The organism is Citrobacter sp. 21OH12SH02A-Citro (assembly GCF_027919895.1).
GTDB lineage: Bacteria > Pseudomonadota > Gammaproteobacteria > Enterobacterales > Enterobacteriaceae > Citrobacter > Citrobacter braakii.
Genome location: NZ_CP114801.1, coordinates 2,293,416 through 2,306,048 on the forward strand (window position 1 = coordinate 2,293,416; position 12,633 = coordinate 2,306,048).

Below are 12,633 nucleotides of genomic sequence, written 5' to 3' on the forward strand. Positions count from 1 at the left end.
CTTACTTCACTTCCACGACGTTCAGGCGCAGCTCATCCAGTTGAGCATCATCTTCTTCTGGCTGCCACCCCGCAGGCTGCAACGGGATCTCTTCACGATCGAACGCTAAATCACCGCCGTCCACAACCTCTGAACCGTGCCTGATGCCTTTAAAATCGAACAGATTGATATCGCTCAGATGTGAAGGTACAACGTTCTGCATTGCGCTGAACATGGTTTCAATACGCCCTGGATAGCGTTTGTCCCAGTCGCGCAGCATATCGGCAATGACCTGACGCTGCAGGTTAGGCTGTGAGCCGCACAGATTACATGGAATAATCGGGAAACCTTTCGCTTCGGAGAAACGCTCGATATCTTTCTCACGGCAGTAAGCCAGCGGACGGATAACGATATGTTTACCGTCATCGCTCATCAACTTCGGCGGCATACCTTTCATCTTCCCGCCGTAGAACATGTTTAAAAACAGCGTTTGCAGGATGTCGTCGCGATGGTGACCGAGCGCAATCTTGGTGGCGCCTAACTCAGTTGCCGTGCGGTACAGAATGCCGCGACGCAGGCGAGAACAGAGCGAGCAGGTCGTTTTGCCTTCAGGGATTTTATCTTTGACGATCCCGTAGGTGTTTTCTTCGACAATCTTATACTCCACGCCCAGTTGTTCCAGATATTCCGGCAGAATATGCTCCGGGAAGCCAGGCTGTTTCTGATCGAGGTTAACCGCAACTAAGGAAAAACTGATCGGGGCGCTTTGCTGCAAATTACGCAGGATCTCCAGCATGGTATAGCTGTCTTTCCCCCCGGAAAGGCACACCATAATGCGATCGCCGTCTTCGATCATATTGAAGTCGGCAATGGCTTCGCCCACGTTACGGCGCAGACGTTTTTGCAATTTGTTCAGGTTGTATTGTTCTTTCTTACTAATATCTTGATTTTGCGACATTTAATAGAGGCTCAATTCATAGTGTGGCATCAGAAGAGTATGCATCACGCCGGATAGTCCGGCAAAAGAAGTCTGATATAAAAACTGTGGCGTGTATGGTACGGATAAGCGGGAAAAATGTCAGCACATTTAGGACAGGAATCGTGGGGTATAAGAGGTAGAAACAAAAAGCCCGCAGCGATGTGCGGGCCAGACAGCTTAGCGGACTACCAGTACCGAACACTCCGCATGACGCACCACGGCTGCGGCGTTAGACCCCAGCAGGTAGGTAGTGATGTCAGGTCGATGTGAGGCAATAATGACCATATCAGCCGGTAATTTTTTGGCCATCTCCAGAATCTTATCTTTTGGCGCGCCTTCTGTGACATGAACGTGCACTCTGTCCGTTGGGATATTGAACTTCTTGATAATCTCTTCCAGTTGAGATTTTGCTTCGGCTTTCAGATCTTCCATGGCCGGTAACTCTGCCGAGTAGGCCAATCCCAGGGAAGCATAGTAGGGTAGTGACGGAATTACGGTCAAAAAATGAACCTGTGCATCGTCAATTTTTGCCTCTGCTTCAACATGGGCAATAACACGTTGAGTTAATTCTGAGTCTGAAATATCGATGGGTACAAGAATCGTTCTGTTCATAAAACCTCCTGTTTAAGTATCCACCCAAAGCTTACCGCGTAATGGCACTTTATGTACAATGACAAAGATCACATTTTGGCATCACTTTATTTTTATTTCAGGAAACTTTCCTTTTATTACTCCATCGTAAAATCGACCTTTAGAAACGACGCTCAGGAAATCACGAAAAATACGAGCAGGGACATGCTGATATTGCAGAGTAGACAACTGGTGAAAGCGAATTTCTAGCGTGCGGGAGGATTCGTCATAGCCGACGGATGCAATACGGGATGATTTTACAGGATGATGATTCATTGCAGGTATCCTCTACTACAGGTCTTAATGCAAGATATCATCTATCAGAGATGTGTTTTAGCGCAACAGATATAATGTTTTGATCTGGATAAAACAGAATTGTTAGAACATAAAGAGAGCCCGCTGTTGCCAGCGGGCTGACGGATTAGAACTGGTAAACCATACCCAGTGCTACTACGTCATCGGTAGAGATGTCGTTTTGGCTGTAGAAGTTTTTATCTTCATCCAGCAGGTTGATTTTGTAATCAACATAGGTGGAGAAGTTTTTGTTGAAGTAGTAAGTAGCGCCAACGGATGCATATTTCACCAGATCCTGGTCGCCATCAGATCCGTTTACACCCAGATCCTTACCTTTAGACATCAGGAAAGACACTTCCGGACGCAGACCGAAGTCGAACTGGTATTGCGCAGTCACTTCAAAGTTCTGAGTTTTGTTGGCAATCGTATTATCACTACCGTTTGAGCCACCATAAGGGGTCATGTTGCGGGTTTCGGAGTACATGGTTGCCAAGTAGATGTTGTTCGCGTCGTATTTCAGACCGACTGTCCATGCGTCAGCTTTATCACCGCCCGCGGTAGAATCGTTAACCTGCTCGTTAGTACGGTCAGAAGAGGTGTATGCTGCACCGAAGCTTACACCCATACCCAAATCGTAGGTCGAGGAGATACCGAAGCCGTCACCGTTGGAGTTCTTCATGTTACGATCGTCGCCACCGTTATTGGTGCCTTCCTGCTCTGGTGACTGATTTTCGTTCGCGCCCTGATACTGCAACGCCACGTTCAGACCGTCAACCAGACCAAAGAAGTCGGTATTACGGTAGGTCGCCACGCCGTTCGCACGACCGGTCATGAAGTTGTCTGCTTTGGTGTAAGAGTCGCCACCGAATTCCGGCAGCATATCGGTCCAGCCTTCAACGTCGTACATTACGCCGTAGTTACGGCCGTAGTCGAATGAGCCGTAGTCGCCGACTTTAATACCTGCGAATGCCAGACGAGTCCAGGAGTCGCCTTTATCACCTTCGGTGCCGTTAGCCTGAACCTGATATTCCCACTGGCCGTAACTGGTGATCATATCGTTAACCTGAGTTTCGCCTTTGAAGCCCATACGCATATAAGTCTGATCGCCATCACTGTTAGCGTCATCAGAGAAATAATGCAGGCCGTCTACTTTGCCATAGAGATCTAATTTGTTGCCGTCTTTATTATAAACTTCAGCCGCGTGAGCAGCGCCTGCAGCCAGCAGGGCAGGAATTACGAGAGCCAGTACTTTTCTGTTCATTGAAATAATCCTTTAGTTTTTTTATTAACCTGTGACTACCCATGTAGGGAGTAAAAGCATGCTAAAGGAGAAGTTCCGTAAAGGGATAAATATGAATTGTTACGCCTTAAGTAAAACCTTAAAGAAATAATTCTACGGAAATGATGATAATTGTGGTGAATGTATGGATGGTAAATATATAAAATAAAAATTATACAAGTGAATTGTGTTGGGCTATTCTGCGCGTGTTATATGCCTTTATTGTCACGTTTTATTTTTCGTTGACGTATTGATAGCTATTATTAATTAGCCAGCGAATAAATTGACAAGCCCGAACAACTGTTCGGGCTTTTTTTTTGGGTTCCAGGTTAATACTGAGATAAACGCATTACTCGGTACCGCTCTTTTCCGCTTTTCCAGCCAACTGCGCAAGGAAGTCGTAGCGTTTTTGCAGATCGGCTGCGGCGTCTTTCCAGAGCTGTTCTGCGACTTCTGGCTGTTGGGCATTCAGGCGGCGGAAGCGCTGCTCGTTAAGCAATGTTTCGGCCAGGGCGTCTGACGGTGGCCGAGAGTCCAGCGCCAGCGGCAGCTTACCTTCATCTGCTCGACGTGGATCAAAGCGGTACAGCGGCCAGAACCCGGTTGCCGTGAGCTGACGCATCTGATCATGGCTTAGTGCGAGATCGTAACCATGCTCTTCACATGGGCTATACGCGATAATCAGCGACGGACCTGGATAGGCTTCCGCTTCCTGGATAGCTTTCACCGTCTGGTTCAACTGCGCGCCCAGAGAGATTTGTGCAACATACACGTGCCCGTACATCATCATACTGACGCCAAGATCTTTGCGAGCTTTGCGCTTGCCATGCTCACCAAATTTAGTGACGGCCCCGAGCGGCGTAGCTTTCGATGCTTGTCCGCCTGTATTGGAGTAACACTGGGTATCCAGTACCAGAATATTGACGTTCTCGGTCAGGCTCAGGACGTGATCCAGTCCCCCAAAACCAATATCGTAAGCCCAGCCATCACCGCCAATCAGCCAGATAGATTTCTCGACCAGCGCATCGGCATCGGTTAACAACTGCTGTGCGCCGTCGACATCTTTCAGGTGCTGGCGCAGTGCTGCAACTTGCTCACGGCGCACCTCTGGCGTAGCTTCAGCGTGCAGGGCGTCATTCAGTTCAGCCGGAATGTTATCGGCAAACTGTTCCACTAAACGCATGACGCGTACACGGTGCTGATCCACCGTCAGGCGGAAGCCCAGCCCAAACTCGGCGTTATCCTCAAACAGGGAGTTTGCCCACGCAGGCCCGCGACCATTGGCGTCGGTGGTATAAGGCGTTGAGGGCAGATTACCGCCATAAATTGATGAACAGCCGGTCGCATTGGCGATCAGCATGCGGTCGCCGTACAACTGCGTAAGCAATTTGATATACGGCGTTTCACCACAGCCAGAGCAGGCACCAGAGTACTCAAACAGCGGTGTTATCAACTGCGAGGTACGAATATCAATGCGTTCCAGTTTAGTGCGATCGATTTCCGGCAGATTGAGGAAGTAGTCATAGTTAACTTTTTCTTCTTCCACGTGCTCAAGGCGCGACATCATATTGATGGCCTTGATCTCCGGGTTCTGGCGATCTTTCGCCGGGCATACTTCGACGCACAGATTACACCCGGTGCAATCCTCTGGCGCAACCTGCAGGACATATTTCTGACCGCGCATATCGCGTGATTTCACATCCAGAGAATGCAGGCTGGCAGGGGCATTTTCCATCGCTTCTGGTGAAACCACTTTGGCGCGGATAGCCGAGTGCGGGCAAGCGGCTACGCAGTGGTTACACTGGGTACACAGCTCTTCTTTCCAGATGGGGATCTCTTCAGCGATATTGCGTTTTTCCCAACGCGTGGTGCCCATCGGCCAGGTGCCGTCTGGCGGCAGCGCTGAAACGGGGAGGGCATCGCCCAGACCGGCGAGCATTGCCGCGGTGACGGTTTTCACGAAATCAGGTGCGGCATCAGAAACCACCGGTGGGCGATTAGCGCTATGTGAGTCAACCGGCTGAAGCGCCACTTCGGCGACGGATTCACGCGCCAGGGCCAGCGCCTGCCAGTTACGTTCAACCAGATCCTGCCCTTTACTGCTATAGCTTTTCGCAATCGCACCCTGCAATTCAGCCAGAGCGCTGTCGCCTGGTAAGATTTGCGTCAGATGGAAGAACGCCATCTGCATAACGGTGTTAATACGAGCAGCCAGACCGCATTCGCGGGCGATTTTGGCCGCATTAATCACGTAGAAACGCGCTTTCTTCTGATTCAGAACAGCCTGAACTTCCTGCGGCAGACGTGTCCAGACTTCATCCACACTGTACGGGGTATTAAGCAGGAATATACCGCCAGGTTTCAGGCGCTCAGCCATCTGATACTTATCGATAAATTGCAACTGGTGACAACCAACAAAATCGGCTTGCGACACCAGATACGCTGAGCGAATAGGTTGTTCACTAACGCGCAGGTGAGAAACCGTCAGACCGCCTGCTTTTTTCGAGTCATAGACGAAATAACCCTGCGCATACCACGGCGTAGAGTTACCGATAATCTTGATGTTGTTTTTGGTGGCCGACACGCTACCGTCACTGCCCAGCCCGTAAAACAGTGCCTCGAGCTTCGCGGTACCGGGCAGGGTGTTTTCCGGTAACGGTAGCGACAGGTTGGTGACATCATCATAGATACCGACCGTAAAGCGAGATTTCGGCTTCGCGCTACTCAGCTCATTAAAGACCGCCATGACGCAGTCCGGGCCAAACTCTTTGGAAGAAAGTCCATAACGCCCGCCAATCACGCGCGGTAGCGTTTCTCGTTCGCCGCAGTTAAAGGCTTCCGCCAGCGCAGTCATTACATCCAGATACAACGGTTCAGCTTGCGCGCCGGGCTCTTTGGTGCGATCCAGGACGGCGATGCTCCGTACCGTTTCCGGCAGAGCGCGCAGTAAATGTTTGGCAGAGAATGGGCGGAACAGACGCACTTTCAGAACGCCAACTTTCTCGCCGCGTGCCAGCAGCTCTTCGACGACTTCTTCACTGGTTCCAATCGCCGAGCCCATCAAAATAATGACGCGTTCTGCCTGCGGGTGACCGTAGTATTCAAATGGCTGGTACTGACGGCCCGTCGCAGCAGCGAAATCGTTCATCGCCTGTTCTACGTGATCGTAAACCGCGTTGTACCACGGGTTTGTTGCTTCGCGTGACTGGAAGTAGGTGTCCGGGTTCGCAGACGTACCGCGAATAACCGGATGCTCCGGGTTGAGCGCGCGCGCGCGATGAGCATCGATTTCCGCCTGCGGCATCAGCCCGAGGATTGTGTCATCGGCCAGCGGCACTATTTTATTGATTTCATGCGATGTGCGGAAACCATCAAAGAAATGAATAAACGGGACCCGGCTTTTCAGGGTGGCCATTTGCGAAATTAGCGCAAAGTCTTGTGCTTCCTGAACGCTGCTGGCGCACAGCATTGCGCATCCCGTCTGGCGCACCGCCATCACGTCGGAATGATCGCCAAAGATGGATAATGCGTGAGTGGCAATCGTACGCGCCGCAACGTGCAGCACAAACGGAGTCAACTGACCGGCCAGTTTGTACAGCGTCGGGATCATCAGCAACAGGCCCTGCGATGAAGTAAACGACGTAGAGAGCGCACCGGTCTGCAACGCGCCGTGAACGGTCGCTATCGCACCGCCTTCCGACTGCATTTCTACGACACGAGGGGTATCCCCCCACACGTTTTTAAGCCCGTTCCCGGCCCAGGCATCCGCCTGTTCAGCCATCGTCGAACTGGGCGTAATCGGGTAGATGGCGATAACCTCGCTGGTACGAAATGCGACCGAAGCAACCGCACCATTACCGTCAATTGTGATCATACTGACACCCTTACATTGCGCAAAAAAAGGGACACGCGTAACAGCGGCGAATCCTGTAGTTATCCTTTTAGTTTAGCAAAAGCGCTAAAGACAGATTTTCGCTTTTGTGTCCCTCGAATCAACAGAATGAATGGTTTGATCAAAGGAGCAGCCAAAAAATTGCCAGAAAATGTAAACAGTGCGCATAAATGCGCATATTGCCTCTCGACGGCGGTGTTTCCGCTGCCTATTATTTATGGCTGTGTCGTTTGGTTAATATTCAGAGGGGAGTAAGATGCGCGCAGCGTTTTGGGTAGGGTGTGCCGCGTTATTATTATCGGCTTGTAGTAGTGAACCTGTTCAGCAGGCAACCGCCGCGCATGTCGCACCGGGGATGAAGGCCGCAATGTCCAGTTCTGGAGAAGCTAATTGCGCCATGATTGGGGGTTCGCTCTCCGTTGCCCGTCAGCTTGATGGTTCAGCTATCGGAATGTGTGCGTTACCCAACGGCAAACGCTGTAGTGAGCAGTCGCTTGCCGCCGGAAGCTGTGGCAACTATTAAGCCACCGCGTTTCCTACATTAAATCCGCGAGTTTATACGTCAGCGTTTGTTCTGCTGTCGCCAGTGTTAACTGGTCAGCAGTCAGATCGACCTGTGCGCCTTGCTTAAACATGTCGCTGACGATCCCGTCGAGCGCGTTAAGCTGCGGATCGGCGCACATCATGCGGGTCATCGCCATATCTTTAACCTTCAACTCGCCGTCGGACAGTTTGCCCTGACCGTGGAATTGATTACACATCTTTCCCGATACCGTCATGTTTTCGCCAAAACTCAATTCGGGTGGGTTATTAGCGACGGTGACGGCTTTACCATTCACGCTCTGCAAAACGAAGCGGTGATGCTGCAACTGTTCGCGATTGACGGAAACTTTTCCATTGCTCACACAGCCAGCCATCAGCATGCTGAGCGTAATCAACGTGACAACTTTTTTCATTCAATTTCTCTACGTTTGTGACGGGAATACATTCAATATAATAATGATACTGAAGATTTTAGCATCGGTGATTATCTGAAAATGCCCCCCTGAATCCAGGGGAGCACAGGGATTAGAAGAGGGCGTTTGGACAGGTTTCGCCTTTGGAGATCTGTGCCAGATTCTGCAGCGTGGTCTCAGAAATGCTGGTCAATGCTTCGGCAGTCAGGAACGCCTGGTGACCGGTGAACAGCACGTTATGACAGGCCGACAGACGGCGGAACACATCATCCTGAATCACGTCATTGGATTTATCTTCAAAGAACAGGTCGCGTTCGTTTTCATACACGTCCATACCCAGAGAACCAATTTTCTGGTTTTTCAGCGCATCGATAGCGGCTTGCGAATCGATCAATGCCCCGCGACTGGTGTTAATAACCATCACGCCATTTTTCATTTGCTCAAAGGCTTCGTGATTGAGCAGGTGATAATTCTCCGGCGTTAACGGACAGTGCAGGGAGATGACATCGGACTCCGCGAACAGCGTTTTAAGATCGACATATTCAACGCCTAACTCTAGTGCGGCAGCGCTTGGGTAGGGATCAAACGCCAGCAGGCGCATCCCAAAACCTTTCAGGATCCGCAGTGCCGCAATCCCAATCTTACCGGTACCGATCACCCCAGCCGTTTTGCCATACATGGTAAAGCCGGTCAGCCCCTCAAGAGAGAAGTTGGCATCACGAGTACGCTGATAGGCGCGGTGAATACGGCGATTCAACGTCATCATCATGCCAATCGCATGTTCAGCGACGGCTTCCGGTGAATAGGCTGGCACACGGACGACCTGCAGGCCGAGCTCTTTTGCCGCGTCGAGATCGACGTTATTGAAGCCGGCACAACGCAGCGCAATATATTTCACGCCATGCTTTTTCAGCTCTTCCAGAACAGGGCGGCTGCCATCGTCGTTGACGAAGATACAGACAGCTTCACAGCCATGGGCTGTTTTGGCTGTTTTCTCCGTCAGCAGAAAGTCAAAGAATTCAAGTTCAAAACCAAAAGCCTCGTTAACCTGCTGCAGATACTTCTTGTCGTACTGTTTTGTACTATAGATGGCGAGTTTCATAAGACTTTCTCCAGTGATTTTGACGTCACATTAATCCAATTCAAATTATTTTACAAAATCTAAAAAGTTATTGATAGTCATAGGCGTAATGAATAATTTCAGCGCATCTGTTGTTAGTGTGGGCAGGTTACTCAATTTCAACAACTGGATATTTTTCCGTCCAACTCAATACCCGTAATCGATGCAGGTAAAAAGCCAGCCGAATCACATCCAGACAGCTACGCTTATACAGGTAGCAAATATCGGGAGGGGTCATGTTAACTCACTCTGAAGCAAAGCGATGGGCCACCTTAATGCTTAAGGCGGCATTATGTGATGGTATGAAACCTGAGGAGATTTCCCGGCAGGTACATCTGGTCTGCGATCATCATGGTAGGGAGTGCCTCGAAGAGCTCATTGAGGAAATTCTGATAGAAGCTGGTCGTTTAGGACCTAAACATAGCGATGGAGAACTGAGGCCTCATTGAGTCTGAGTTCTTTATATTCCCGACGGCACGTGTAACAGCGTGCCATATAAAGTAATGCGCTATCTTATTGAATTAATTATTGTTTTATTGATTCTCGTTGATTGATAAATAGTGCATATACTTCATGGGAATTTATTCTTAATGTGGGCATATCCTGTTAAACATGCCACAATACTGGCCTAAACCGGCTTAAATTTTCGCTAAATCAGGATATTAACTACCCATGAAGGGTAAATATAAAGCCGCTCTGGCACTTCTCTTATTATTGATTCTCGTGCCGCTGACGTTGGTCATGACGCTTGGCCTGTGGGTTCCTACGCTGGTGGGCGTCTGGTTACCTGTTGGCACGCGCATCGCGCTGGATGAGAGCCCACGGCTGACACGGCATGGGCTGCATATCCCGGAACTCCGCTATCTGGTCGATGATTGCCCGCTAGCGCGCATTACTCAGGCCGATCTTTCCCATCCCAGCCGCTGGTTGCTTAATGTCGGGACAATTGAGCTGGATTCCGCTTGCCTGGCTAAATTACCGCAGACAGAAGCGTCTCCGGCAGCGCCCAAAACGCTGGCTGAATGGCAATCGATGCTGCCCAATACCTGGATTAACATCGACAAAGTTATTCTCTCCCCCTGGCAGGAGTGGCAGGGAAAACTGTCTCTTTCGCTAACGCCATCGACCCAGCAACTGCGCTACCAGGGTGAAAAAGTGAAATTCCAGGGGCGTCTGCACGGGCAAAATCTCACGGTAAATGAGCTGGATATAGCCGCGTTTGAAGGGCAACCGCCGGTAAAACTGGTTGGTGAATTTACCATGCCGCTGGTTCCTGATGGACTACCGGTGAGCGGTCATGCGGTTGCTACTCTGAGCTTGCCGCAGGAGCCCTCACTGGTGGACGCCGAACTGGAGTGGCAAGAAAACAGCGGACAACTGATCGTTATGGCGCGGGACAATGCCGATCCGTTGCTCGATCTTCCGTGGGAAATAACCCGCCAGCAATTAACCATCAGCGACGGTCGCTGGAACTGGCCTTATCAGGGATTCCCGCTCAGCGGGCGGTTGGGTATGAAAGTTGAAAACTGGCAGGCCGGGCTGGAAAATGCGGTGGTGAGCGGGCGTCTGAACATACTGACCCAAGGCGATGCAGGTAAAGGAAACGCCGTATTAACGCTGGGGCCGGGTAAGCTGGGTGTGGATAGTAGTGATATGCCGTTACAGTTGATAGGCGAGGCGAAACAGGGTGACCTGATCTTCTACGCCAAATTACCCGCCAGACTCACCGGAAGCCTGAACGACCCGCAGCTGGCTTTCGAGCCAGGAGCGCTGCTGCGTTCGCGTGGACGGGTGATTGACTCGCTGGATATTGACGAAATTCGCTGGCCGCTGGCGGGCGTAAAAGTAACGCAGCGCGGCGTAGATGGCCGTCTGCAGGCTATATTGCGCGCGCATGAAAACCAGATGGGCGGTTTTGAATTGCATCTGGATGGTCTGGCAAATGATTTTCTCCCTGACGCGGGTCGCTGGCAGTGGCGGTACTGGGGCAAAGGCAGCTTTACGCCAATGCATGCGCGTTGGGACGTGGCGGGTAAGGGCGAATGGCATGACAACACCCTGAAGCTTTTTGATCTCTCCACCGGATTTGACCACCTGCAATACGGCACCATGAAGGTGGAAAGCCCGCGCCTGGTGATGGACGAGCCGATCGTCTGGGTACGGGATGCCAACAAACCGACTTTTAGCGGCGCGCTGTCGCTGGACGCAGGGAACACCACCTTTACCGGGGGGAGCGTGTTACCGCCGTCAACCTTGAAGTTCAGCGTGGAAGGCACCGACCCGACGATTTTCCAGTTTAAAGGCCAGCTTCACGCGGGCGCGATAGGTCCAGTACAGGTAAATGGCCGTTGGGACGGGATCCGCCTGCGCGGACAGGCCTGGTGGCCAAAACAATCGCTCACCGTATTCCAACCGCTCATCCCACCAGACTGGAAAATGAAGCTACGTGAAGGTGAACTGTATGCGCAGGTTGCGTTTTCCGCTGCCCCGGAACAGGGCTTTGAAGCGGGCGGCCATGGGGTATTAAAAGGCGGTAGCGCCTGGATGCCCGATAACCAAATTAATGGCGTCGATTTTGTGTTGCCTTTCCGGTTTAGTGAAGGCGCATGGCAACTGGGTACGCGTGGACCTATTTCACTGCGTATTGCGGAAGTGGTGAATCAGGTGACGGTGAAAAATATCGCCGCCGATCTACAGGGGGCGTATCCCTGGAGTGAAGACAATCCGTTACTGTTAAGCGATGTCAGCGCCGAACTGCTGGGGGGCAAAGTCATCATGCAACAACTGCGGATGCCGCAGCACGATCCGGCATTATTACGGGTGCAGAATATCTCTTCCAGCGAGCTTATCAGCGCGGTTAATCCCAAGCAATTCGCCATGTCTGGCCCGGTCAGCGGTGCGTTGCCGTTATGGCTGGATAACGAAAAGTGGATCATTAAAGACGGCTGGCTGACCAACCCGGGGCCTATGACGCTGCGTATTGATAAAGACACGGCGGATGCCGTCGTCAAAGATAATATGGCAGCCGGTGCAGCCATTAACTGGCTGCGTTATATGGAAATAAGCCATTCCTGGACGAAAATAAATTTGGATAATCTCGGTGTCTTAACCATGCAGGCAACCGTAACTGGCAATAGCCGGGTGGATGGCAAAGTGGGGACGGTTAATTTGAATTACACCCATGAGGAAAACGTCTTTACGCTATGGCGTAGTTTGCGTTTTGGCGACAATTTACAGGCATGGCTTGAACAAAATGCAGCGCTGCCGGAATCCCATTGCCCGGAAGGCAAGGAATGTGAGGAACAACAATGAAAACGATAGCTGCCATGCTGGGTCTGCTGGCTTCATCTCTGCTGATCGGGTGCACACCCAGAATCGAAGTGGCTGCGCCTAAAGAGCCGATCACTATTAATATGAACGTCAAAATCGAGCATGAGATCCATATCAAAGTCGATAAAGACGTTGAGAGCTTATTAAAATCGCGCAGCGATTTGTTCTGAGGTC

10 protein-coding genes are annotated in these 12,633 nt (G+C 51.1%); 3 read left to right on the plus strand and 7 right to left on the minus strand.

Going from position 1 to position 12,633, the window contains the following annotated elements:
• Position 1 precedes the first annotated feature (1 nt).
• The 5 genes from ttcA to nifJ all read right to left on the minus strand — a co-directional run bounded on the left by ttcA (position 2) and on the right by nifJ (position 7,035).
• The gene (gene ttcA, locus O6D90_RS11135) at positions 2–937 is read right to left on the minus strand and encodes a tRNA 2-thiocytidine(32) synthetase TtcA (RefSeq protein ID WP_016156617.1); all 936 of its coding nucleotides are present in this window, start codon (positions 935–937) and stop codon (positions 2–4) included.
• A gap of 198 nt (positions 938–1,135) precedes the next feature.
• Entirely contained in the window at positions 1,136–1,570 is a 435-nt protein-coding gene (gene uspF / locus O6D90_RS11140; protein WP_016153190.1) for a universal stress protein UspF, read from the minus strand.
• Between the two features lie 81 nt (positions 1,571–1,651).
• Positions 1,652–1,864 (minus strand): KTSC domain-containing protein, encoded by a 213-nt coding sequence (locus tag O6D90_RS11145; RefSeq protein ID WP_016153189.1) that lies wholly within the window; start codon positions 1,862–1,864, stop codon positions 1,652–1,654.
• 145 nt (positions 1,865–2,009) lie between these two features.
• Positions 2,010–3,143: a porin OmpC gene (gene ompC, locus O6D90_RS11150; RefSeq protein ID WP_271143309.1), complete on the minus strand. Its 1,134-nt coding sequence runs from the start codon at positions 3,141–3,143 to the stop codon at positions 2,010–2,012.
• Between the two features lie 367 nt (positions 3,144–3,510).
• Positions 3,511–7,035, minus strand: coding sequence for a pyruvate:ferredoxin (flavodoxin) oxidoreductase (nifJ, locus tag O6D90_RS11155; protein ID WP_016156615.1), 3,525 nt, complete (start codon positions 7,033–7,035; stop codon positions 3,511–3,513).
• A gap of 274 nt (positions 7,036–7,309) precedes the next feature.
• Between nifJ and O6D90_RS11160 the strand changes: the two genes are divergently transcribed.
• Positions 7,310–7,576 carry a putative hemolysin gene (locus O6D90_RS11160; RefSeq protein ID WP_003020360.1) on the plus strand — a complete coding sequence of 89 codons (267 nt, stop codon included), beginning with the start codon at positions 7,310–7,312 and terminating at the stop codon, positions 7,574–7,576.
• A 13-nt stretch (positions 7,577–7,589) separates the two neighbouring features.
• On the opposite strand, the gene hslJ is transcribed toward O6D90_RS11160, so the two are convergent.
• Together hslJ and O6D90_RS11170 are read right to left on the minus strand one after the other, a co-directional pair.
• Positions 7,590–8,009, minus strand: coding sequence for a heat shock protein HslJ (gene hslJ, locus O6D90_RS11165; protein ID WP_016156614.1), 420 nt, complete (start codon positions 8,007–8,009; stop codon positions 7,590–7,592).
• 112 nt (positions 8,010–8,121) lie between these two features.
• A complete protein-coding gene (locus tag O6D90_RS11170) occupies positions 8,122–9,111 on the minus strand; it encodes a 2-hydroxyacid dehydrogenase (RefSeq protein ID WP_003833196.1) in 990 nt (329 codons plus the stop codon).
• Positions 9,112–9,801: 690 nt separating this feature from the next.
• On the opposite strand from O6D90_RS11170, the gene O6D90_RS11175 reads away from it, so the two are divergent.
• Both O6D90_RS11175 and O6D90_RS11180 read left to right on the plus strand, forming a co-directional pair.
• Entirely contained in the window at positions 9,802–12,441 is a 2,640-nt protein-coding gene (locus O6D90_RS11175; protein WP_088582969.1) for a YdbH family protein, read from the plus strand.
• A complete protein-coding gene (locus O6D90_RS11180) occupies positions 12,438–12,629 on the plus strand; it encodes a YnbE family lipoprotein (protein ID WP_016156612.1) in 192 nt (63 codons plus the stop codon). The genes O6D90_RS11175 and O6D90_RS11180 overlap by 4 nt, the downstream gene beginning before the upstream one ends.
• Positions 12,630–12,633 lie beyond the last annotated feature (4 nt).